General features: G+C 59.5%; 22 protein-coding genes. 10 read left to right on the forward strand and 12 right to left on the reverse strand.

Annotated elements, in window-relative coordinates:
- Positions 1-266: 266 nt before the first annotated feature.
- The 9 genes from D8U69_RS13120 to D8U69_RS13160 form a co-directional block, all read right to left on the reverse strand.
- Positions 267-1424 (reverse strand): phosphatidylserine/phosphatidylglycerophosphate/cardiolipin synthase family protein, encoded by a 1158-nt coding sequence (locus tag D8U69_RS13120; RefSeq protein WP_130907462.1) that lies wholly within the window; start codon positions 1422-1424, stop codon positions 267-269.
- A gap of 1 nt (position 1425) precedes the next feature.
- Positions 1426-2016, reverse strand: a complete 591-nt coding sequence (locus tag D8U69_RS13125) for a YceI family protein (RefSeq protein WP_056856075.1) — start codon at positions 2014-2016, stop codon at positions 1426-1428.
- A 103-nt stretch (positions 2017-2119) separates the two neighbouring features.
- The gene (locus D8U69_RS13130) at positions 2120-2890 is read right to left on the reverse strand and encodes an IclR family transcriptional regulator (protein WP_130907463.1); all 771 of its coding nucleotides are present in this window, start codon (positions 2888-2890) and stop codon (positions 2120-2122) included.
- Between the two features lie 73 nt (positions 2891-2963).
- Entirely contained in the window at positions 2964-4412 is a 1449-nt protein-coding gene (locus D8U69_RS13135; protein WP_269083304.1) for an amidase, read from the reverse strand.
- On the reverse strand, positions 4409-5719 hold the full coding sequence (locus D8U69_RS13140) for a citrate-proton symporter (RefSeq protein ID WP_130904345.1): 1311 nt from the start codon (positions 5717-5719) through the stop codon (positions 4409-4411). The genes D8U69_RS13135 and D8U69_RS13140 overlap by 4 nt, the downstream gene beginning before the upstream one ends.
- An 81-nt stretch (positions 5720-5800) precedes the next feature.
- Positions 5801-6976 carry a M20 aminoacylase family protein gene (locus tag D8U69_RS13145; RefSeq protein WP_130907464.1) on the reverse strand — a complete coding sequence of 392 codons (1176 nt, stop codon included), beginning with the start codon at positions 6974-6976 and terminating at the stop codon, positions 5801-5803.
- 334 nt (positions 6977-7310) lie between these two features.
- Positions 7311-7634, reverse strand: coding sequence for a hypothetical protein (locus tag D8U69_RS13150; RefSeq protein WP_056856079.1), 324 nt, complete (start codon positions 7632-7634; stop codon positions 7311-7313).
- Positions 7631-8725, reverse strand: coding sequence for a serine hydrolase (locus D8U69_RS13155; protein WP_130907465.1), 1095 nt, complete (start codon positions 8723-8725; stop codon positions 7631-7633). The genes D8U69_RS13150 and D8U69_RS13155 overlap by 4 nt, the downstream gene beginning before the upstream one ends.
- Positions 8726-8886: 161 nt before the next feature.
- Positions 8887-9765, reverse strand: a complete 879-nt coding sequence (locus D8U69_RS13160; RefSeq protein ID WP_130904347.1) for an acyl-CoA dehydrogenase family protein — start codon at positions 9763-9765, stop codon at positions 8887-8889.
- Between the two features lie 155 nt (positions 9766-9920).
- Here D8U69_RS13160 and olsB point away from each other — a divergent pair, with 155 nt between their 5' ends.
- Together olsB and D8U69_RS13170 are read left to right on the forward strand one after the other, a co-directional pair.
- Complete coding sequence (gene olsB, locus D8U69_RS13165) at positions 9921-10676, forward strand: L-ornithine N(alpha)-acyltransferase (protein ID WP_056856082.1); 756 nt, start codon at positions 9921-9923, stop codon at positions 10674-10676.
- A complete protein-coding gene (locus tag D8U69_RS13170; protein ID WP_056856083.1) occupies positions 10676-11470 on the forward strand; it encodes a lysophospholipid acyltransferase family protein in 795 nt (264 codons plus the stop codon). Before olsB ends, D8U69_RS13170 begins: the two co-directional genes overlap by 1 nt.
- A 108-nt stretch (positions 11471-11578) precedes the next feature.
- Here D8U69_RS13170 and D8U69_RS13175 read toward each other — a convergent pair whose 3' ends face one another.
- Positions 11579-12148 (reverse strand): ACP phosphodiesterase, encoded by a 570-nt coding sequence (locus D8U69_RS13175; RefSeq protein ID WP_130904348.1) that lies wholly within the window; start codon positions 12146-12148, stop codon positions 11579-11581.
- A gap of 169 nt (positions 12149-12317) precedes the next feature.
- Here D8U69_RS13175 and D8U69_RS13180 point away from each other — a divergent pair, with 169 nt between their 5' ends.
- The 5 genes from D8U69_RS13180 (at position 12318) to D8U69_RS13200 (ending at position 16657) form a co-directional block, all read left to right on the forward strand.
- Positions 12318-12620, forward strand: coding sequence for a metalloregulator ArsR/SmtB family transcription factor (locus D8U69_RS13180; RefSeq protein WP_130904349.1), 303 nt, complete (start codon positions 12318-12320; stop codon positions 12618-12620).
- 28 nt (positions 12621-12648) lie between these two features.
- The gene (locus D8U69_RS13185; protein ID WP_056856085.1) at positions 12649-13815 is read left to right on the forward strand and encodes an MFS transporter; all 1167 of its coding nucleotides are present in this window, start codon (positions 12649-12651) and stop codon (positions 13813-13815) included.
- Positions 13816-13836: 21 nt separating this feature from the next.
- A complete protein-coding gene (locus D8U69_RS13190; protein ID WP_056856086.1) occupies positions 13837-14886 on the forward strand; it encodes an alkene reductase in 1050 nt (349 codons plus the stop codon).
- 206 nt (positions 14887-15092) lie between these two features.
- Positions 15093-16166 carry a hypothetical protein gene (locus D8U69_RS13195; RefSeq protein ID WP_130904350.1) on the forward strand — a complete coding sequence of 358 codons (1074 nt, stop codon included), beginning with the start codon at positions 15093-15095 and terminating at the stop codon, positions 16164-16166.
- Positions 16167-16216: 50 nt separating this feature from the next.
- Positions 16217-16657: a hypothetical protein gene (locus D8U69_RS13200; protein ID WP_130904351.1), complete on the forward strand. Its 441-nt coding sequence runs from the start codon at positions 16217-16219 to the stop codon at positions 16655-16657.
- Positions 16658-16797: 140 nt separating this feature from the next.
- Here D8U69_RS13200 and D8U69_RS13205 read toward each other — a convergent pair whose 3' ends face one another.
- A complete protein-coding gene (locus tag D8U69_RS13205; RefSeq protein WP_056856306.1) occupies positions 16798-17046 on the reverse strand; it encodes a hypothetical protein in 249 nt (82 codons plus the stop codon).
- A 260-nt stretch (positions 17047-17306) separates the two neighbouring features.
- On the opposite strand from D8U69_RS13205, the gene D8U69_RS13210 reads away from it, so the two are divergent.
- Positions 17307-18341, forward strand: coding sequence for a sensor domain-containing diguanylate cyclase (locus tag D8U69_RS13210; RefSeq protein WP_056856089.1), 1035 nt, complete (start codon positions 17307-17309; stop codon positions 18339-18341).
- 169 nt (positions 18342-18510) lie between these two features.
- Here D8U69_RS13210 and emhR read toward each other — a convergent pair whose 3' ends face one another.
- Positions 18511-19143 carry an efflux system transcriptional repressor EmhR gene (emhR, locus tag D8U69_RS13215; RefSeq protein WP_056856090.1) on the reverse strand — a complete coding sequence of 211 codons (633 nt, stop codon included), beginning with the start codon at positions 19141-19143 and terminating at the stop codon, positions 18511-18513.
- Between the two features lie 266 nt (positions 19144-19409).
- Here emhR and emhA point away from each other — a divergent pair, with 266 nt between their 5' ends.
- Positions 19410-20567: an efflux RND transporter periplasmic adaptor subunit EmhA gene (emhA, locus tag D8U69_RS13220; protein WP_056856091.1), complete on the forward strand. Its 1158-nt coding sequence runs from the start codon at positions 19410-19412 to the stop codon at positions 20565-20567.
- A 3-nt stretch (positions 20568-20570) separates the two neighbouring features.
- Positions 20571-21559: efflux RND transporter permease subunit (locus D8U69_RS13225; RefSeq protein WP_177434565.1), on the forward strand; the 989-nt coding region annotated here is incomplete at its 3' end.

Here is a 21559-nt window from a genome sequence, read left to right on the forward strand (position 1 = left end):
GACGCGGAGCGTCCCTGGAGGCGTTCCCACGCAGAGCGTGGGAACGATCTGGAATACGCTGCGGAACCGGGCGAGTTCAACGTGCAGATCGGCCTGGATTCCCAGGACTTGACGCAGCAGAGTTTTGAGTTGCTGTAATCCTGTGCGGACTGATCGTTCCCACGCTCTGCGTGGGAATGCAGCCCATGACGCTCCGCGTCACTGGACGCGGAGCGTCCCTGGAGGCGTTCCCACGCAGAGCGTGGGAACGATCTGGAATGTCAGGGTCAGCCCCTTCGATCCAACAGATTCACCACCAACCGATCCACCCATCCCCAGGCCCGTTGCTTGATTCGCTTCCAGAGAGGACGGCGCTGCCATTCTTCCAGGCTGACTTGCTGGCTCAGGGCAAAATCCTTTTCGAAACTCGCCGCCACGTCCCGGGTCAGTCCAGGGTCGAGCGCTTCGAGGTTGGCTTCCAGGTTGAAGCGCAAATTCCAGTGATCGAAGTTGCACGAACCGATGCTCACCCAATCGTCGATCAACACCATTTTCAGGTGCAGGAAGCACGGCTGGTACTCGAAAATCTTCACCCCGGCCTTGAGCAACCGCGGGTAGTAGCGATGCCCGGCATAGCGCACGGATGGGTGATCGGTACGTGGCCCGGTCAGCAGCAGGCGTACGTCGACGCCACGGCCGGCGGCACGACGCAATGAGCGGCGGACCTTCCAGGTCGGCAGAAAGTACGGAGTGGCCAGCCAGATACGCTTCTGGCCGCTGTTCAGTGCGCGCGTCAAGGATTGCAGAATGTCGCGGTGCTGACGGGCGTCGGCGTAGGCGACGCGGCCCATGCCCTCCCCTGTGGCGGGCACTCGGGGCAGACGCGGCAAGCCGAAATGCGCCGCGGGTTTCCAGGCGCGGCGATGACGGTTGGCGATCCATTGGCGATCGAACAGCAGTTGCCAGTCGAGCACCAGCGGGCCGGTGATTTCCACCATCACTTCGTGCCATTCACTGACGTCCTCGCCCGGCGTCCAGAACTCATCGGTGACACCCGTGCCGCCGACCACAGCCAGGCTTTGATCCACCAGCAGCAACTTGCGGTGATCACGGTAGAAGTTACCGACCCAACGCCGCCAGTTCAGACGATTGTAGAAGCGCAATTCCACGCCGGCCGTCGTCAGGCGCTGACGCAAGGTCAGGGTGAACGCGAGGCTGCCGTAATCATCGAACAGGCAACGCACCCGCACACCGCGCTCGGCAGCCTGGACCAACGCTTGCACCATGGCCTCGGCACAGGCGCCCGCCTCCACCAGATACAACTCCAACTCGACCTGTTCCTCGGCACGGGCTATCGCCACCAGCATGCGCGGGAAAAACTGCGGGCCGTCGATCAGCAGTTCGAAGCGGTTGCCTTCACGCCACGGAAAAATTGCCCCGGCCATGTCAGCGCGCCGTGAAAATCAGCACCGCACCCACCGGCACCGACAGACTGATGGCCGATAAACCGGCGACCTTGCGCAGTGCTTCCAGCCCCGGCGCCAGATCAAAGTCTTCGGCGTTGATCACCAACGGCTCCAGCGTCACCACCTGGAAGCGCCGGTCATCCAGGCGCGTCGCCAGCAATTCGGCGTTGTAGGTGTGCTGTTTGCCATGCAGGTCGACCGTCAGCGGCAGACGCAATTCCAGTTGCGCGCCGGGGGCGAGGTCGTTGATCGGGCGCAGGTCGATTTGTGTGGAGATCAATGCTTCGGGAAATTTATCGATCTCGAACAGATTGTTGCGCATGCGCTCATCACGCAGCGGAATGCCGCTGTTGATCGAATCCAGTTCCACTTCAACCTGCGCCAGCCCTTTGGGATCGACTTTGCCATGCAGCACCAAAAAGCGCTGCACTTCGGAAACATTGGCGTTTTTGGTGCTGACGAATGACAGCCGCGAGGACTCGCCATCCAGATACCAATTGGCCTGGGCTGACAGCGAAGCGCCGGCCAACAGCACTGAAGCGAGGGTTTGGGTGACTGACCGCTTGGACATAAAGACTCGTGGGGGCAAGTAAACCTGTGCTGAACCTTAACCGGCCTGACACAGGTTGCAAGAAATGTGTTGCCTTGAGTCTCTAAACAGCCACAAGTTCCAATCAGGCCATCGCCTGCTGCACATCGCCAATGGTCGTGGCCAGGCTGTTGAGGTGCAGGCTCAGCACCCGTTCCACCGGCGCCTGATCCATCGGCCAGTGCAACGCCATGCTGCCGACCAGCCGGCCGTCGGTACGGATCGGTAAAGCCACCGCTCGAATCAGGAACGGCAGGCGCACCGGGTATTCCCAGTAACCCTCGGTGCGCTGGCCGAACCCCTGGTGCAACGCCGTTTGCGAAGCGTTGAACAGCGTCTCGTCATTCAACCGCTCACGCTCGGCCAGACGTTCTACTTCATGGCTGTCCAGTTCTCCCAGGCAGGCCCGGCCCATGGCCGAATGAAACAGGCTGGCGTGCTGGCCGACGATCTGGCAGTTGTTCGGATAACGCTTGCGTAGCACCGTCGGAATGGCGCTTTCCATGACCTCGATCCGCTCGCCGTCGAAACACGACAAGTCCGCCACCAGCCCGGTGCGTTCGCTCAATTCCAGCAACAGCGGCGCGGCGTTTTCCACCAGCCGCCGCTTGAAACGCTGCTGGCTGTCGCCATACAGACGCTTGGCGCACAAGCGGTAACGCCGGTCGCTCAAGCCGCGGTAGATCCAGCCCTGCTCCTGCAGGGTCAGCAACATCCGTGACACTGTGGACTTGGGCAGGCTCGTCAGGTAATGCAATTCCTCCAACCCCAACGCCTGATGCTCACCCAGCAATTCGACGATCGCCAGAGCGCGCTCGACGGAACGTACATTGCCGGTTTCTGCCTTGCTCTCCATAGGTTCGAACTCCCTAAGCCCGTATCGCTGCTCTTTTACAAAGCACAGCAAGATGCGGGCCTGTCCGCCAGGCTCAAGAGTTTTGCAGACAACCGGGCGGTCGGCGCTTGACCCATTGGGTCAGTTGCTCATGGGCATACGCCAGTTGCAGCACCGCCAAGTCAGCCTGGGCCGGGCCGATGATTTGCAGGCCCGTCGGCAGTCCGGCCGGGTTGAAACCCACCGGCACGTTCATGCTCGGCAATCCGGCCAACGTCGGCCCGATGACCACCTCCATCCAGCGGTGGTAAGTGTCCATGCTCTGCCCGCCGACGACGCGCGGCCACGGTGTTTGTGCATCAAAAGGAAACACTTGAGCAGTGGGCAGCAACAGAAAATCGTAACGTTCGAACAATTCGTTCAAGGCCCGAAACCAGTCGCTGCGACTGACCGAGGCCTGGTAGACATCCGCTGCCGTCAGACGCAGCCCGCCTTCGACTTCCCATTGCGCTTCGGGTTTGAGTTGCTCGCGTTTGCGTGGGTCGGCGTACAACGCACCGAGGCTGCCTTGCACCAGCCAATGGCGATGGGTCAACCAGGCTTGCCACAGGCGTTCCATGGCGTAGTCCGGCTGACAGGCTTCAACCTTGCAGCCCAGTGCCGCAAAGTCGTGCAATGCCGACTCGCACAGGCTCATCACGCCTGGGTCCATCGGCAGGTAACCGTTATAGTCACCCAGCCATCCGACGCGAACATCGTTGAAATCCTGCGCCAGGGACTGATGGAAAACCTGCGGGTCCTGAGTCAGCGACAATGGCGCGCGCGAGTCGTAGCCGGCCTGCGTGCCGAGCAATCGAGCGACATCGGTAACGGTGCGGCCCATCGGCCCTTCGGTGGCCAATTGCTGGACGAACAGCTCCGGCGCCGGACCGTACGGCACGCGCCCCTGGGACGGACGAAAACCGAAGACGTTGTTGAACGCCGCCGGATTGCGCAGCGAGCCCATCATGTCGCTGCCATCGGCCACCGGCAGCATGCGCAACGCCAGCGCCACCGCCGCCCCGCCGCTGCTGCCACCGGCGACCCGTGTCGGGTCGTAGGCGTTGGTGGTGGTGCCGAATACGCTGTTGTAGGTTTGCGAGCCGAGGCCGAACTCCGGAACGTTGCTCTTGCCGATGATGATTGCGCCACTGTCGCGTACCCGCGCAACACTGATGGCATCGTGTTGCGGGACCTGTTCGGCGAACAGTGGCGAGCCCATGGTGGTGCGCAACCCGGCGGTGGCGGCCAGGTCTTTGACCGCTTGCGGCATGCCGTGCATCCAGCCACGGGACTGGCCTTGATCCAGCTGCCGGTCGCAGGCGTCGGCTTCGCTCAGCAGTTCATCGTCCGCTCGCAGCGACACCAGCGCATTGACCTGCGGATTGAAGCGCTCGATCTGCGCCAGATACGCTTGCATCACTTCACGGCAAGACACCAGCCGCCCGTGGATGGCCCGGGACAGCGTAGCGGCGTCCATTTCTACAATCGGATTGATGCTCAAGGCTTCACCTCAAGGTTGAGTTCGACAGATCGCTTTGCCCGTGGTGCTTCCTGCATGCAGTAAGTGCCCAATAGCGTCAGCAGGCAAGCGAACAACACATAGAACGATGGCGCCACCGGCGTCGCCAGGACTTTGCTCAGCCAGGTGACGATCAGCGGCGCGAAACCGCCGAAGACCATGACCGCAACGTTGTAGGCCACCGATACCCCGGTAGAGCGCACTTCAATCGGAAACTGCTCGGCCAGTGCGGTCGGCGCCGGGCCGAAAAAGCCGCCGATCGAACTGCACAGCAACAGTTGCATCACCAGCAAGCGCTCGATGGAGGGGGCTGCCGCCACCCACACGTACAACGGATAGACCATCAGGAAAAACGCCAGGGTGAAGGCCATCAAAACCGGGCGTCGGCCGAGGCGATCCGACAATGCGCCGGACAATGGAATGACCACGGTCATCAACGCCACGGCCAGCATCTGCACCAGCAGCACCTGGTCCAGCGGCAAGCCGAGATTCTTGTGAGCGAAGGTCGGCATGTTCACCAGGACCACGTAGAACGACACAGTCGCACCACACGCCAGGCCCATCGATACAAGAATGGCGCGGCGGTGTTCGCGGATCACTTGCAGCAAGCTTGGACTGGCGCCCTTGGCCTGTTTGCGCGCCTCAAGAAACTCCTCCGGTTCTTCCATGTGCTTGCGAATCCACAGCCCGACCGGGCCGATCAGCAAGCCGATGATGAACGGAATGCGCCAGCCCCAACTGTCCAGTGCCTCGGGGGTCAGCAAATGGGTGAACAACGCCACCATGCCGGCCCCGGAAAACACCGCCAGGCATTGCCCGACCAATTGCCACGAGCCATACAAACCCTTGCGGTGCGCCGGTGCGCTCTCCACCAGGAACGCCGTGGCACTGGCGTACTCGCCACCCGTGGCGAAGCCTTGCAGCATCCTTGCGACCACGATCAACAGCGGCGCCCCCATGCCGATGGCGGCGTAGTTGGGTGCAAAGGCGATCAGCGCGATGGACACGGTCATCAGGCGGATGATCATCTGCATCGCCGCCTTGCGTCCTTTGCGATCCGAATACATGCCCAGCAGAATGCCACCCACCGGGCGCATGAAAAAGCCGACGCCGAAGGTCGCCAGCGCCATCAGCAGCGAGGCGTACTCATCCTCGGACGGGAAAAATTGCCGGGCGATGATGCTCGCCAGAAAGCCGTAAACGATGAAGTCATACCATTCCAGTGCGTTGCCGACAACGGCGGCGACCACCTGCCGGGTGCGCGAAACGCCTGTGCTCGAAGTGTGCATGGGCAACTCTCCAAAAACCTGATGGGTAACGGCGGGCACGACGGCGCGCGCCCGGTCCAGCGGCAGTAGAAAGTGAGGAAATCAGGCCGGCTTGAGCCAGCTCTCGGTCAGCGCGCCCCAATACGCCGCGCCGGTCAGCAGGATGTCGTCGTTAAAATCATACGCGGGGTTGTGCACCATCGGCCGCGATACGCCATTGCCGATAAACAGGTAGGCGCCCGGGCAACGCTGGAGCATCCAGGCGAAGTCTTCGCTGCCCATGAGTTTTGGCGTGTTGCCGTCCACCGCATCGGCGCCGAGCAACTCGACAGCGACCTGACGGGCGAATTCGGTTTCGTTGGCGTGGTTGACCAGCACCGGATAGGCCGGACGATGCTCGATGCGTGAACTGCAACCAAAACTCCTGGCCTGGGATTCGATGATCGCGCGCACCCGTTCGAGGGTCTGTTCACGCACTTGTGCATTGAGTGCGCGCAGGCTCAGGCGCAGGATCGCCTGCTGCGGTATCACGTTGGCGGCCTCCCCGGCCTGCAACGCACCGACCGTGACCACTGCCGCTTGCTGCGCATCGATGTTGCGCGCCACCACCGTCTGCAAAGCCATGACCACGCTGGCTGCCGCCACCAATGGGTCGACCGCCAGATGCGGCATCGAACCATGTCCGCCGACGCCTTCGATGGTTACGGTGAGCAAGTCCTGCGACGCCATCATCGGCCCTTCACGAAAGCCCAAATGTCCGGCAGGCAGACCCGGCATGTTGTGCATGCCGAACAGCGCATCGCAGGGGAAACGTTCGAGCAGGCCATCGGCGAGCATGGCCTCGGCACCACCCTGGCCTTCTTCGGCCGGCTGGAAAATCAGGGTCAGGGTGCCGTCGAACTGCCGGGTCGCCGCCAGATAACGCGCGGCGCCCAACAACATGGTGGTGTGGCCGTCATGCCCGCAAGCGTGCATGCAGCCCTGATGCTGACTGCTGTAGGTGGCGCCGGTGTTCTCGATGATCGGCAGTGCATCCATGTCGGCGCGCAATCCGAGTTTGCGCGGGCTGTTGCCGTTGCGCAGGACACCGACCACTCCGGTCTTGCCGATCCCGGTGTGAACCTCGTAGCCCCAGTCCACCAAGGATTTGGCCACCAGCGCCGAGGTGCGGTTTTCCTCGAAACCGAGTTCGGGGTGGGCATGGATGTCCTGGCGGGTGGCGTGCAGGTCGCTGGCCACGTCGCTGAGCCAGGCAAGGATGTGCTGATGTCGAGTCATGACGATTTCCTCAGGCCGAGTGAATTCCCGTTCTTGTTGTTCGCTGTTCTTTTGTGGAGCGCGAGACGCATCAAAGGCAGGGGCTCACCGCCAGATAACCGCGAGTCGCGCACGAGGACAATCGAATGTGGTTCCACAGAGTGGAACCTGAGGGGAAAAAGCTTTGATGGCCAATGCAAAACCTTGTGGCGAGGGAGCTTGCTCCCGCTGCGCTGCGAAGAGCGGCGCTAGCACCTCAACCGTGTTGTATCTGACATACCGAGGTTGCTGAGTTTACGACTGCTGCGCAGCCGAGCGGGAGCAAGCTCCCTCGCCACAAAAAGCATCGCCACATTCAGGGCGATAAGCGGCAACCCTGGCGTTCGCCGATCCACGCGGCGCTGTTGCTGCGGCCCATGCCGCTGACGGTGACGCGCTTGTCGAGGGTGTCATCGGTAAACCCGCTGGTGGGCAGCCACTGCTTCACATAACCACGGCAATAACCGGCGTCGTTGTTCATCACGTACCGGCACGAGCAATATTCCTTCGCGGTGTAGGCGCTGATGATGTCGGGGAATGCCCACAGAGCCACACGCTCGTGCCAGATCCAGCCCAGCAAGGCGAGCAGCAGGACCAATAGCAATGAACTGATCGGCCGGCGCCGGATGAAACCGCTCATGGTTGCACCTTCCCGGCAACGGCCTTCAGTGCGAGCTTGAGCAATTCGTTGTGACGATAGCTGCCGTCGCGGTCATCGCCGTAACGCACGATCACCAGTTTTTCGCTCGGAATCACGTACATCGCCTGGCCCCAATGGCCCAGCGCCGCGAACGTATCGACGGGCGCATCGGGCCAGGGTTGTGCCGCTCCGTCTGCTGCACGATTGAGCCACCAATGGCCACCGGGAACGGTTTCGTCCTGATGCGCGTGATAATTGGCGAACGGCTCGCGGTTGAAGGCGACCCAATCCCTGGGCAGCAATTGTCTGTCGCCCCAACGACCGTCGCGGGCCATCAGCAAGCCGACTCGCGCCAGATCCCGCGCGGTCAGGTAGGCGTAAGAAGACGCGACGAACGTGCCGCTGGCGTCGGTTTCCCAAATGGCGTGGCGAATACCCAGTGGCTCGAACAAGGCTGTCCATGGAAAGTCCGCATAGCGATTAGCACCGACGATGCTTTTCAGCGCGGTGGACAACAGATTGCTGTCGCCGCTGGAATAGCGAAACGTCTGGCCTGGCGCCGCGTACCGGCCATGATCGGCAGTGAACGCGGCCATGTCCGCGTGACCTCGGGTGTAGAGCATCGCCACCACCGAAGATTTCAACGGTGCGTATTCGTAGTCTTCCTGCCAGTCAATGCCTGAGGCCCAGTGCAACAGGTCGGCCATGCTCGTGTCCGGGTGTTTTTTCAGGGGCGGATAAAACCTCTGCACCGGGTCCTGGAGCTTGAACAGGCCTTCGCCGTACGCCACGCCCAGTACCGTGGCCATCAGGCTTTTGCTGATGGACCAGGTCAGGTGCGGCGTCTCGGAGGTGGTCGGCCCGGCGTAGCGTTCGTAGATCAACTGGCCATCGCGGATCACCAGCAAGGCATCGGTGCGCAGGCCTTTTCGGGTGCTGTCATCGCGCAGTGGGAAGGCATAGTTTTCCAGCGCCTCAAGTGCTGGGCCAGTCATCGCCGGACCGCTGGACCATTGCTCGGCGGGCCAGTTTTCGGCGTGGGCTGCGGGGCTCAGCAGCAGAATGAAAATCAGGGACCAGCCTTTGAACATGACAGGGGCTCTTGGGGTAACCCGCTGAGCCTAGTCGAGGATGATGACAGTTCCGGGATTTGTGTTGCCTGGAAGATTGCCATCGCGGGCAAGCCCGCTCCCACAGGAACCGCTGGCGAATACAAGACTTGTGGGAGCGGGCTTGCCCGCGATGAGGCCCGTCAGATCGCCGCCAATGCCTTGGCCAGCCGCTTACCCCTGGCCCCCGCTGCCAGATCCATCACCGCTTGATCCCTCTGCCACATCGCCGCCCATTCCGCTGGCCCATCGGCCAGCGCTTCATTTACCTCAACCTTGAGCGCCTCGAATTGCGCAAACAACCCGCCGAGCAACACGTGCCCGGCCGCATGACTCGGCGCCTGACGGCTGGTTTCCGCACACCCGGCCAATAACGCCAACAATCGTAATTGCAAGCTCTGCGGCCAGTCACAGTCCTGCCCGACGCCATACAGCCACGCCGTCATGGCGCTCAACACATAGACATCTTCCAGGGTGCGGAACGGTTTGACGTAAGCGTCCCAGCCATCCCCGGCGAGCAATTCGCACAGCGCGTTTTCCAAGAATAAACGGCCGTGGCTGATCTCCGGCATCAACGGGAGCGGCGGCAGCTTTTCCACACGCACGCCCGGCTCATCCGGATAAACCACCGCCAGACTCAGACGCGGCTCGTCGCCAGGTGGCTCGCTGCGGGCGGCGATCAGCAGCCAGTCGGCGGCATCGCCGGCGGTGACGAAATCCTTGCGCCCGCTCAGGCGCAAACCGCTCAGGCGGGTTTGCATGTCCGCCGGGCGCAGGCTGCGCTGTTCGGTGGCGCACAAGGCTCCGAGGCTCAACGGCGCGCTCGGCCAAAGCATGCGCAGTGCCGCTTGATAGCCCACCAGAAATGCCAGTCCCGGTGTTGCCATCAAACGTCCGCCCGCCACCGCCAACTCGAATGGGGAAACGGCGCCCAGGTGATCTAACAAGGTCGTGAACCCTTCTCCCAGGTCGGGGTTGGCGGGCAAGCGATCACGGCGTTTCAACAGGGTTTGCCAGGGCATAAGAGGCTCCTTGTGGGCTGTCATATAAGCATCACCAAAGCTTCATGGCGATGACACCGGGGCTACATAGCCTGACTTTGCACAACAAGGCTGGATAAAGAAAGTCGATCCGCTGTAACCCAAAGACGGGTGAGCAGCCCGCACGGAGATTCGCCATGACTCAGATCGCCCGCATCAGCGATACCGGCAACGAACGCCGCCTGCAAGCCGAACGTCTGATAGGCGCCGAGGCTTTGCAGGAAGCTCAGGCCTTGCGTTTCAACGTGTTCAGCGGCGAGTTCAACGCCAAGCTCAAAGGCGCGGAACTGGGTCTGGACATGGATGACTATGATGTTCACTGCGCCCATATCGGCGTGCGTGACCTGAACACCGGGCGACTGGTGGCGACCACCCGCTTGCTCGACCACACCGCCGCCAGCAGCCTGGGCAAGTTCTATAGCGAAGAAGAATTCAGCCTGCATGGCCTGGTCCATCTGCAAGGCCCGATCCTGGAGATCGGCCGTACCTGCGTCGACCCGGCCTACCGCAACGGCGGCACCATCGCCGTGCTCTGGGGCGAACTGGCCGAAGTGCTGAACCAGGGCGGTTACAGCTACCTGATGGGTTGCGCCAGCATCCCGATGCAGGATGGCGGTATCCAGGCCCACGCGATCATGCAGCGTCTGCGGGAACGTTACCTGTGCACCGAACACCTGCGCGCCGAACCGAAAAAACCGCTGCCGACCCTGGATATTCCCTCCAACGTAATCGCTGAGATGCCACCGCTGCTCAAGGCCTACATGCGCCTGGGCGCGAAGATCTGCGGCGAGCCGTGCTGGGACGAAGACTTCCAGGTTGCCGACGTGTTCATCCTGCTCAAGCGCGACGAACTCTGCCCGCGCTACGCCAAACACTTCAAGGCGGCGGTGTAATGAGCCGGCTGCGGGTGTACGCGCGAATCGCGCGAGTGTTGCTGGTGGTGGCGCTGGGGCTGAGCATGGCCAGTGTGTTCGGCGTGTTCGAACGCTTGGGCCTGGCCCATTCGATGGAACGTCGTCAGCGCTGGTCGCGATTTTTCATGGCACGCTTGAGCAACGCCCTGCCCTTCGACGTGACGGTCCACGGTCAATTGCCGACAGCGCCGATGCTGTGGGTCAGCAATCATGTGTCCTGGACTGACATCCCGTTGCTGGGCATGCTCACGCCGCTGTCGTTCCTGTCCAAGGCCGAAGTGCGTACCTGGCCTGTGGCCGGTTGGTTGGCGGCAAAGGCCGGCAGCCTGTTCATCCGCCGTGGTTCGGGTGACAGCCAGTTGATCCGCAAACAGATGACCCGTCATCTGCAGCATGCGCATCCGTTGCTGATGTTCCCGGAAGGCACCACCACCGATGGCCGCTCCCTGCGCACGTTCCACGGGCGGCTGCTGTCCGCCGCCATCGATTCGGACGTGGCATTGCAGCCGGTGGCGATTCGTTATGTGCGTGACGGTGAACTCGATACGCTTGCACCTTTCATTGGCGATGATGACTTGCTCTCGCACTTGATGCGCTTGTTTGCCAATGACCGCGGCGCTGTCGAGATCCACTTGCTCAAGCCAATCGTCTGCGAAGGTCGCGAGCGTGCGGCACTGGCGTTCGAGGCGCAGCAAGCGGTGCAGAAGGCGTTGTTTGGTGATGTGGTGAAACCTGCTGAACCGCGTCGTGCCGGCGAATTGATCGCCGCGTAAGCACTTTTCTGTAGGAGCAAAGCTTGCTCGCGATGGGATCGACGCGATTTGACTGATGACCCCGTTATCGTTCATCGCGAACAAGCTTTGCTCCTACAGGGGGTTGTGTCAGCGGTTCTGCGCAAAATCCTGCAACTGCGGATAGAACAACCGGAAATCTTCGCTCAACGGCTCGTACAACATCCGTAATTCCTGCATCGCGGCCGCCAGCTCTTCAGGCCGGGTCAAGCGCCGGGAAATCCCCCGCAGCACCTGTTCCAGCACTTCGAACTCCCGATACGAACCCAGCCAGTCATTGGCCACCATGTGCGGGGCAATCTTCGCCAGGCGCTCCGGCAGTTGTCGTTCACGGGACAGCACCCGATACACATCCGAAGTGAACAGCTCCAGTGGCCGGTCGGCATACAGCTTCCAGTCCCGCGCCAGGCAATGATCGAAAAATACGTCGAGCACGATCCCGGCATAGCGGCGACGCGTCAGGGAAAAGCGCGACAACGCGGCATCCACTAACGGATGACGATCAGTAAATACGTCGATGCTGCGATGCAGCTGGATAGCGGCCTCGATCTCGGGTTCGAACTGCCCTTGCAGCCTGCCTTTGACAAAATCGCCATACAGACTGCCGAGCAATTGACCGGGACGCTGGCCACCGAGGTGAAGATGTGCGAGATAGTTCATGGGCGCAGCTTAGCACCGCGCTCCGGTATCTACACCCAGCATATCGTTATAACCCGATATACCGATTTATTCGGTCGTCAGATCGAAATCATATTGGTATATCGCGAAATACCGATTTAAAGTTCGCTTCATCGCGATATAGCGTTTTACTGATCACGAGCCCCCAACCATGAACCTTGACCTCGACGAAATAATAAAAGCCCTGGCGCACCCGGTCCGCAGAGACATCCTGCACTGGCTCAAAGACCCGACCGTCGAATTTCCAGACCAGTCCCATAGCAACGAGCACGGCGTTTGCGCCGGGCAGATCGATCAACGTTGCGGCCTGTCGCAGTCCACGGTCTCCGCGCACCTGGCGACTCTGCAACGCGCCGGCCTGATCAGCAGCCGCAAAGTCGGCCAATGGCACTTTTTCAAACGCAACGAGGAAACCATTCAGGAGTTCCTCAAAATCTTCAGCAAAGAGCTCTGACGCCAAGTCAGAAAAAAGGATTCAGACGATGCCCCTTTCGCTACTCATCCTGGCCTTGAGCGCCTTCGCCATCGGCACCACCGAGTTCGTCATCATGGGCTTGCTGCCTGATGTGGCGGCCGACCTCGGTGTGTCGATCCCCGGCGCCGGCTGGCTGGTGACCGGTTATGCCCTGGGCGTGGCCATCGGTGCGCCATTCATGGCCCTGGCCACCGCCAAACTGCCGCGCAAGGCTGCATTGGTGGCGTTGATGGGCATTTTCATCATCGGCAACCTGCTCTGCGCAGTGGCCAGTGACTACAACGTGCTGATGTTTGCCCGCGTGGTCACGGCGCTGTGTCACGGTGCGTTCTTCGGCATCGGTTCGGTGGTAGCTGCTGGCCTGGTGCCTGCGAACAAACGCGCATCGGCCGTGGCCCTGATGTTCACCGGCCTGACCCTGGCCAACGTGCTCGGCGTACCCCTGGGCACCGCTCTGGGCCAGGAAGCCGGCTGGCGTTCGACCTTCTGGGCCGTGACCGTGATTGGTGTGATCGCGCTGATCGGCCTGATCCGTTTCCTGCCGGCCAAGCGTGATGAAGAAAAACTCGACATGCGCGCCGAACTGCGAGCCCTCAAAGGCGCCGGCATCTGGTTGTCCCTGAGCATGACCGCGCTGTTCGCCGCGTCGGTGTTTACCCTGTTCACCTATGTCGCGCCGCTGTTGGGCGAAGTCACTGGCGTTTCGCCCCGGGGCGTGACCTGGAGCCTGATGCTCATCGGCCTGGGCCTGACCCTCGGCAACATCATCGGCGGCAAGATGGCCGACAAAGGCCTGGCCGCCACGCTGATCGGCGTTTTCATCGCCATGGCCGTGGTGTCGACCGTGCTGACCTGGACCAGCGTCGCCGTGATCCCGACCGAAATCACCCTGTTCCTTTGGGCCACCGCGTGTTTTGCCGCCGTGCCTGCCCTGCAGGTCAACGTGGTGACCTACGGCAAAGCCGCGCCGAACCTGGTCTCGACCCTCAACATCGGCGCATTCAACGTCGGTAACGCCTTGGGCGCCTGGGTCGGTGGCAGCGTGATTGCCCACGGCTTCGGCCTGACCAGCGTGCCGCTCGCAGCCGCAGCGCTGGCGGTGCTCGCCCTGCTGGTGACCCTGATTACTTTCCGTCAGAACGGCAATCCCGAACTGGCTCCTGCTACTAACTGATCTTCAAAAGAGAGCGATTAAATGACGACTATTTTCGATCCGATCAAACTGGGCGACCTCGAACTGTCCAACCGCATCATCATGGCGCCGCTGACCCGCTGCCGCGCTGACGAAGGCCGCGTGCCGAACGCGCTGATGGCCGAATACTACGTACAACGCGCCTCCGCCGGCCTGATCCTCAGCGAAGCGACTTCGGTCACGCCAATGGGCGTCGGCTACCCGGACACCCCGGGTATCTGGTCCAACGATCAGGTGCGTGGCTGGGCCAACGTGACTAAAGCAATCCATGGCGCGGGCGGCAAGATCTTCCTGCAACTGTGGCACGTCGGTCGTATTTCGCACCCGTCGTACCTGAACGGCGAAGCCCCGGTTGCACCGAGCGCCATCCAGCCTAAAGGTCATGTCAGCCTGGTTCGCCCACTGGCCGACTACCCAACCCCGCGTGCCCTGGAAACCGCTGAAATCGCCGACATCGTCGACGCCTACCGCACCGGTGCCGAAAACGCCAAGGCCGCAGGCTTCGACGGCGTGGAAATCCACGGCGCCAACGGTTACCTGCTGGACCAGTTCCTGCAAAGCAGCACCAACCAGCGCACCGACAACTACGGCGGCTCGGTGGAAAACCGTGCGCGCCTGCTGCTGGAAGTGACCGATGCCGCAATCGAAGTCTGGGGCGCCGGCCGCGTCGGCGTGCACCTCGCGCCACGTGCCGATTCCCATGACATGGGCGACGACAACCTGGCCGAAACCTTCACCTACGTCGCTCGCGAACTGGGCAAGCGTGGCATCGCCTTCATTTGCTCGCGCGAGAAAGAAGGCGCCGACAGCCTCGGCCCTCAAATCAAGGAAGCCTTCGGCGGCCCGTACATCATCAACGAACGCTTCACCAAGGACAGCGCCAACGCCTGGCTGGCCGCCGGTAAAGCCGACGCCGTCGCCTTCGGCGTGCCGTTCATCGCCAACCCGGACCTGCCGGCGCGTTTGAAAGCCGATGCGCCACTGAACGAAGCGCGTCCTGAACTGTTCTACGCCAAAGGCCCGGTTGGTTATATCGACTATCCAACGCTGTAATCTTCAGCTGTAGAAATGCAAAAAGCCCCGACTTGAAAGAGTTGGGGCTTTTTTTGTTTCTCACCATTCGTTAACAACAATAATTAGTGCCAAGCATTTACACACTCAGCAAACAATATCCAGCTTTAACATTTGCCAGCCCAATCACAAAAAATCATTATTGCCCCATCGACACACCACATTGTTTTCAATGGAGAGAAACAGCAATGGACTATGCACAAGAATCAATGCTTCTGAAAGAAGAAAAGCTCAAAGCCATCTACGAAGAACGAAAGAACACTCAATGGAAGGAATTCAACCAGGGTAAAAACTCGATAGAATTGCTTGTTTACATCCAGAACAACACCAATGAAACAATCCAGCTTATCGAGACGGACTTCGAAATCGAAGATTTGTCCGAATGCGATATCCCGCCCTACTCCATCGCAGTGATGGGCGCACAGAATGTTTTTGACCACAACAGACTCGGGGCGACACGGCCCGGTGACAACATCTTTATCAAGAAATTCTTGACGTACGCAGCAGGCGGCAAGCAATGTCGTCTTGATACACATCTGCTGGTGAAGTCCTCGTTCGGCTTCATTGCTCCCACCCGAACGCCGGTCTGGGAGCATCAAGCACGCTCCACAGGCCGAGAATTCCTGCACTGCTCATCTCAATTGAGAGATCATGACCCTCAAGCGCCCCATAGTTACTGGCTGGATGTGCATATCGGAAAGGAACAGCCCGGAACCCTGATCGCAAATGCATTACAGGCCGACCTGGACGCCATCGAACTGGCAGAACAGACTTACCTGGACAATATGGAACACAGCTCATCAGCTGGAACCTATCCCTTTTTGGGGATGTATGTTGATCTTTTCAAAGATGCCATATTTCGCAGTCAGGACGACGCGGACAAGAACACCACCACTACAGTATTTTTTATTACCAACGAAACTTCCGAAAGGTTTGAGCTCATCGACAGCAACGTCCACCCACGGCATTTACACCCCATTGCAAAATCCCTGAAACCCAAAACGATTATCTACTTCTGCGAGAAAACCGTGTCCAACTCTGCCGGTACACGTGCACACAAGTTTTTTACCTTCAGCAATGAAAAGGGAGACAAAGTCTTTCGAATCAATACAGACATTACACCGGGTGATCCAACGCACCTCAAAACCTGGAATCATGAAGCCATTTCAATTGGCGCCACTCACGTAAGCTGCACGTCTACATTGAATAACTCACTGACCGAAGCGCCTTATAGCTATCTGGTAGATATCCGAGTCGAATAAACACCAACGCTCCAAGCCAACCCAAATATTCCACACAGGAAAACCAAGACATGGACGTCTCAAAAAAGCTTGTCTTCAGCGTAATCATCACCAACAACACTTCATCAATTTTTTGGCGCGACGATACAACTTTCGAGGATGCTCCGCCTGAATGCCCGGCAAAATTGATGCCTTACAGCAGCACTCCAGTGACGCTTGAAGCGTCCATCCCTGCGCATCTCAATCCAGCAATCAGACAATACAACATGCAAAGCCTGTTTACTTTTCAGGCCACCTACACCAACTATAGTCAAACGGTAGAATTCGCGAGCAGCCTCAAGTACTTTTATCACTCAAACATCAGCCCTTTAGCTCCGATACTAAAGCTGGTATGGGAACATGACGCGAAGTCGATAGGAGATATACCTGTTTTGACGGCTTCCAGTTTAATCAAGAAAGAAACCCAACACCCTTACAGTTACTCGATGTCAGCCACTATCCTGTCGACATAAAAACTAAAAAGTTGACAAACAAAAAAGAACTAAAAAGCACCTTTGGCTCCAGAATAACCGACACCTTTTCCGCACGGCGACCTAATACTTCCGGTTGCCCCCTCGAAGCCAGGGCATAAAGCCCTGGCAGAGGATGGGTGTCACTTTTTCTTCTTCGTCGACGTTTCTGACTTCGCAGATTTCTTGGTTTTTTCTGGCTTGCTATCTGCTTTCTTTGCAGACTTCTTTGGTTCGGCATCTTTTTTCTTGTCCTTCTTTTCGGACGATTTCGAAAGCGCCGACGCTGCCGCTGATTTCTTGGTCGATGTTGATTTTTTGTCCTTCAAGTCCTTGCTGGCTTTTGAAGTGTCACCTTTGCTTTTCTTCTCGTCTTTAGCCACGTTGACCACCTCTCGAAGCATGCCGGTATTGGCACCTTGCCTGCGGGAATTTCCACAGGCTGATCATTAGGCGAGCGCGTCCAAACGCGGTTCCATTTATTTGATGCCTCGAGAAGGGCTTAGGTTGAAGCGCCACAGGTACCTGTCCACACCAGGCACCGGGACCTTCAGCTCAGCCTTCTCGCCCTCCTTATCCGGCCCCTGCAATGTTCAGTAATCCGCCAACCAGTCGATAATGGAATACCACTCAGCTATCGGCCTCCCAAAAAATGGATCAGGTTCTTTCCCTTCTCTCCGATACCATTCCCAATGCCCGAACCCTGGAGCAACTGACGCGCCCCTTGCTCACTCTGCTCAGTCAAGTCACCGGTATGGAGTCGACCTACCTGACGACCATTGATACCGACGAGGGCGTCCAGCGCATCGAGTTTGCACGCAACGTCGGTGACATGGTGATTCCGGAAGGGCTGGTGGTGCCTTGGGCAGATACTTTGTGCAAGCGGGCGCTGGACGAGAATCGCATGTACTCGGATAACGTTGCCGAATGTTGGGGCGACTCGCAGGCCGCCGCGGCGTTGGGTATCAGTACGTATGTAAGCGCGCCGATCAGGTCCCAGGATGGGCAAGTGTTGGGGACGGTGTGTGCCGCCAGCTCAAACCAGGTGCCTCGTCGTTCTGAAGTGGAGCCCTTGCTGAAGCTGCTTTCAGGGTTGCTCGGATATTCCCTTGAACGTGAGCAGCTGGTTAAGCAACTCCAGGCCGCCAACGTCGAGTTGACCAATCTGGCACTGACAGACCCACTCACCGGCCTGTCCAATCGACGCGCCGTTCTCAACGATGCCGAGCGCCTGTTCGCCCTGGCCCAGCGTGAGAACAAGTACATACTTTTGGGTGTCATCGATCTGGATGGGTTCAAGCTCATCAACGATACCCACGGTCACTTGGCAGGAGACCAGCTACTGCGCGGCGTGGCCGCCCGATTGCAGCATGGCCTCAGAATCAGCGACATCATCGGGCGGACTGGAGGTGATGAATTCATCGTGATTGCCCTGGGCACGCCCTCTGAACACTCGGACCCGGCAAAAGACAGGGAACACGCGGCCGGGTTGCTGCAGGACCGCCTGTCCAAAGCGACAAAAGGGAAATATGAGCTGGGCCACGGTTTTGGTGAGGTTGACTACAGCGGCGCAAGCGTTGGGGTAGTGGCAGTGATACCGGGCAGCTTGACAGTGGACGAGGCCATCAAACTGGCAGACGGCGAGATGTACAAGGTGAAACAGCAACGAAACCGTCAAGGGATATAGGCGCTCGCCCACACAAGCGACACAAAATTCCTACAAATTACCGCGCCGACTATCTGTCACCGCGGCGAGCGGGCGTATATAAAAGCACCCGTCTGCCGCCGTGCGCGTGAAGAACTGTTCATTTGCGGCCTTGACCGTTGACACACGCGGCACCGATTAGCATGTTGTTTCACTTGCGCAGGCTGGGACTCAAACGCAGTGTGTCCAACGCGATGTCGACCCAACGCTCGGCCTCGGTGTGCAGCTGGAAGCTGTCCGGTGCCAGCAACCACTGATAAAGCAGGCCGTCGATCCAGGCATGAATACTGATGGCAGCGCGAACGGTATCGAGGTCTTCCGGCAATTGCCCACGGTTGACCGCATTACGCAGGGTCAGACCGATGCGCGTGTTGCATTCGAGGCTGGCCGTTCGGCGCTGCTGACGCAGGTCGCACATTTCATCGGTGAATTCACACTTATGGAACAGAATTTCGTTGATGCGCCGGGTCTTGGGGTCCAGTGCAACTTCATGAAACAAATGGATCAACAGCCGCCGCATACAGCCCAGTGGATCGGGCTCGTCTTCACTCTCCGCGGCTTTGGCCAACTCATCCAGTGGTTCGTGCAGGCTGTCGAGCATGGCCTGCACCAGATCGGCCTTGTTACTGAAATGCCAATAGATGGCCCCACGAGTGACTCCGGCGAGGGTGGCGATATCCGCCAGGGTCGTACGGGCCACGCCCCGCTCGTAAAAGGCTTTTTCAGCCGCCTCGAGTATCTGGGCGCGGGTTTCTTGAGCTTCCTCTTTGGTACGACGGACCATGGCAGTACAACCTCAATCAGGATGCTTCAGCGATGTCTGAATATCAGCTGAATAAAAGTGGGGCGATCGCTCTTGGGTATCGTCCCCGGGCCTACAATTCCAACCTTTCGATGGCTGCTGTAACGGCGAAGATACACCGCCAAGGTATTTACAAACAGCCGTGAACGTAAGTATATTCCTTAGCATGCTACTTATCCACCCGGAACCCACTTTTTACCTTTCATCTTTTCTTGTGCGTTTTTTACGCGCCTGACCCGAGGATTTTCATGCAATTCAAGCCAGCTCTCACCGCTCTGGTCGCCGCCGTCGCCCTGGCATCGCTGCTCAGCGGATGCAAAAAGGAAGAAGCGGCGCCGGCCGCACCACCGCCTCAGGTCGGCGTTGTCACCCTGCAACCGCAAACGTTTACGCTGACCTCCGAACTGCCCGGCCGCACCAGTGCGTTCCGCATTGCTGAAGTGCGCCCGCAGGTCAATGGCATCATTCTCAAGCGTCTGTTCAAGGAAGGCAGCGACGTCAAGGCCGGCCAGCAGCTGTACCAGATCGATCCGTCGGTCTACGAAGCGACCCTGAAAAGCGCCGAAGCCAACCTGCGTTCGACCAAATCGATCTCCGATCGCTACAAGCAATTGGTCGACGAGCAAGCCGTGAGCCGTCAGGAATACGACACCGCCGTGGCCAATCGCCTGCAATCGGAAGCTGCGCTGCAATCGGCGCAAATCAATGTGCGCTACACCAAGGTCTATGCACCGCTGACCGGCCGTATCGGTCGCTCTTCGGTGACCGAGGGCGCACTGGTCAGCAATGCCCAGGTCGAAGCAATGGCCGTGATCCAGCAACTCGACCCGATCTACGTCGACGTCACCCAATCCTCGGTCGAATTGCTTGAGCTGCGCCGTGAACTGGAAAGCGGTCGCCTGCAAAAGGCCGGCGATAACTCGGCCAAGGTCAAGCTGACCCTCGAGGACGGCAGCCAGTACAAGCTCGACGGTAAGCTGGAATTCTCCGAAGTCTCGGTTGACCAGACCACCGGTTCCGTGACCCTGCGCGCGGTGTTCCCCAACCCTGACCACACGCTGCTGCCAGGCATGTTCGTGCACGCCCAGTTGCAGGCCGGTGTGAACAGCGCGGCGATTCTGGCCCCGCAGCAAGGTGTGACCCGCGACCTCAAAGGCACACCGACCGCGATGGTCGTCGGCCCGGACAACAAGGTTGAACTGCGCCAGCTCAAGGCCAGCCGTACCGTCGGCAACCAATGGCTGATCGAAGACGGCCTGAAAGCCGGTGATCGGCTGATCACCGAAGGCCTGCAATACGTCAAGCCTGGCGTCGAAGTCAAAGCCAGCGAGGCGACCAACGTAACCGCAAAGAACCCGGCCCCCGCACAGGCAGCTAACAAAGCCGCTGGCGGCAAAGGGGAGTAAACCATGTCGAAATTTTTTATCGACCGTCCGATTTTCGCTTGGGTAATTGCCCTGGTGATCATGTTGGTCGGGGCACTGTCGATCCTCAAACTGCCGATCAACCAATACCCGAGCATTGCGCCGCCTGCAATTGCCATCTCCGTAGCCTACCCGGGTGCCTCCGCGCAAACCGTGCAGGACACCGTGGTTCAGGTGATCGAGCAGCAGCTCAACGGTATCGACAACTTGCGTTATGTATCGTCGGAAAGTAACTCCGACGGCACCATGACCATCACCGCGACCTTCGAGCAAGGCACCAACTCCGATACCGCGCAGGTCCAGGTCCAGAACAAGCTGAACCTGGCCACCCCGCTGCTGCCGCAAGAAGTGCAGCAACAGGGTATCCGCGTAACCAAGGCCGTGAAGAACTTCCTGTTGGTGATCGGCGTGGTGTCGCGCGACGGCAGCATGACCAAGGACGACCTGTCCAACTACATCGTGTCGAACATGCAGGACCCGATCTCGCGGACCGCCGGTGTCGGTGACTTCCAGGTGTTCGGTTCGCAGTACGCCATGCGTATCTGGCTCGACCCGGCCAAGTTGAACAACTTCAACCTGACCCCGATCGACGTCAAGACCGCCATCGCCGCCCAAAACGTACAGGTGTCTTCCGGTCAACTGGGCGGCTTGCCTGCCCTGCCCGGCACCCAGCTGAACGCGACGATCATCGGCAAGACCCGCCTGCAGACCGCCGAGCAATTCGACAAGATCCTGCTCAAGGTCAACAAGGACGGTTCTCAGGTTCGCCTCAAAGATGTCGCCGAGGTCGGTCTGGGTGGTGAGAACTACAGCATCAACGCCCAGTTCAACGGCGCTCCGGCTTCCGGTCTGGCGGTGAAACTGGCCACAGGCGCCAACGCGCTGGATACCGCCAAGGCACTGCGCACCACCATTGACAGCCTCAAGCCGTTCTTCCCGCAAGGCATGGAAGTGGTGTTCCCGTACGACACCAC

The organism is Pseudomonas sp. Sample_16, from assembly GCF_004307665.1.
Lineage (GTDB): Bacteria > Pseudomonadota > Gammaproteobacteria > Pseudomonadales > Pseudomonadaceae > Aquipseudomonas.

Bases quoted from the DNA above. Each gene is read 5' to 3' on its own strand.
- D8U69_RS13175 (WP_130904348.1), bottom strand. From the start codon at position 12,148: ATGAACTATCTCGCACATCTTCACCTCGGTGGCCAGCGTCCCGGTCAA.
- D8U69_RS13180 (WP_130904349.1), top strand. From the start codon at position 12,318: ATGAACCTTGACCTCGACGAAATAATAAAAGCCCTGGCGCACCCGGTC.
- D8U69_RS13195 (WP_130904350.1), top strand. From the start codon at position 15,093: ATGGACTATGCACAAGAATCAATGCTTCTGAAAGAAGAAAAGCTCAAA.
- D8U69_RS13120 (WP_130907462.1), bottom strand. From the start codon at position 1,424: ATGGCCGGGGCAATTTTTCCGTGGCGTGAAGGCAACCGCTTCGAACTG.
- olsB (WP_056856082.1), top strand. From the start codon at position 9,921: ATGACTCAGATCGCCCGCATCAGCGATACCGGCAACGAACGCCGCCTG.
- emhR (WP_056856090.1), bottom strand. From the start codon at position 19,143: ATGGTCCGTCGTACCAAAGAGGAAGCTCAAGAAACCCGCGCCCAGATA.
- D8U69_RS13155 (WP_130907465.1), bottom strand. From the start codon at position 8,725: ATGTTCAAAGGCTGGTCCCTGATTTTCATTCTGCTGCTGAGCCCCGCA.
- D8U69_RS13160 (WP_130904347.1), bottom strand. From the start codon at position 9,765: ATGCCCTGGCAAACCCTGTTGAAACGCCGTGATCGCTTGCCCGCCAAC.
- D8U69_RS13200 (WP_130904351.1), top strand. From the start codon at position 16,217: ATGGACGTCTCAAAAAAGCTTGTCTTCAGCGTAATCATCACCAACAAC.
- D8U69_RS13140 (WP_130904345.1), bottom strand. From the start codon at position 5,719: ATGCACACTTCGAGCACAGGCGTTTCGCGCACCCGGCAGGTGGTCGCC.
- D8U69_RS13170 (WP_056856083.1), top strand. From the start codon at position 10,676: ATGAGCCGGCTGCGGGTGTACGCGCGAATCGCGCGAGTGTTGCTGGTG.
- D8U69_RS13150 (WP_056856079.1), bottom strand. From the start codon at position 7,634: ATGAGCGGTTTCATCCGGCGCCGGCCGATCAGTTCATTGCTATTGGTC.
- D8U69_RS13130 (WP_130907463.1), bottom strand. From the start codon at position 2,890: ATGGAGAGCAAGGCAGAAACCGGCAATGTACGTTCCGTCGAGCGCGCT.
- emhA (WP_056856091.1), top strand. From the start codon at position 19,410: ATGCAATTCAAGCCAGCTCTCACCGCTCTGGTCGCCGCCGTCGCCCTG.
- D8U69_RS13210 (WP_056856089.1), top strand. From the start codon at position 17,307: ATGGATCAGGTTCTTTCCCTTCTCTCCGATACCATTCCCAATGCCCGA.
- D8U69_RS13125 (WP_056856075.1), bottom strand. From the start codon at position 2,016: ATGTCCAAGCGGTCAGTCACCCAAACCCTCGCTTCAGTGCTGTTGGCC.
- D8U69_RS13145 (WP_130907464.1), bottom strand. From the start codon at position 6,976: ATGACTCGACATCAGCACATCCTTGCCTGGCTCAGCGACGTGGCCAGC.
- D8U69_RS13185 (WP_056856085.1), top strand. From the start codon at position 12,649: ATGCCCCTTTCGCTACTCATCCTGGCCTTGAGCGCCTTCGCCATCGGC.
- D8U69_RS13190 (WP_056856086.1), top strand. From the start codon at position 13,837: ATGACGACTATTTTCGATCCGATCAAACTGGGCGACCTCGAACTGTCC.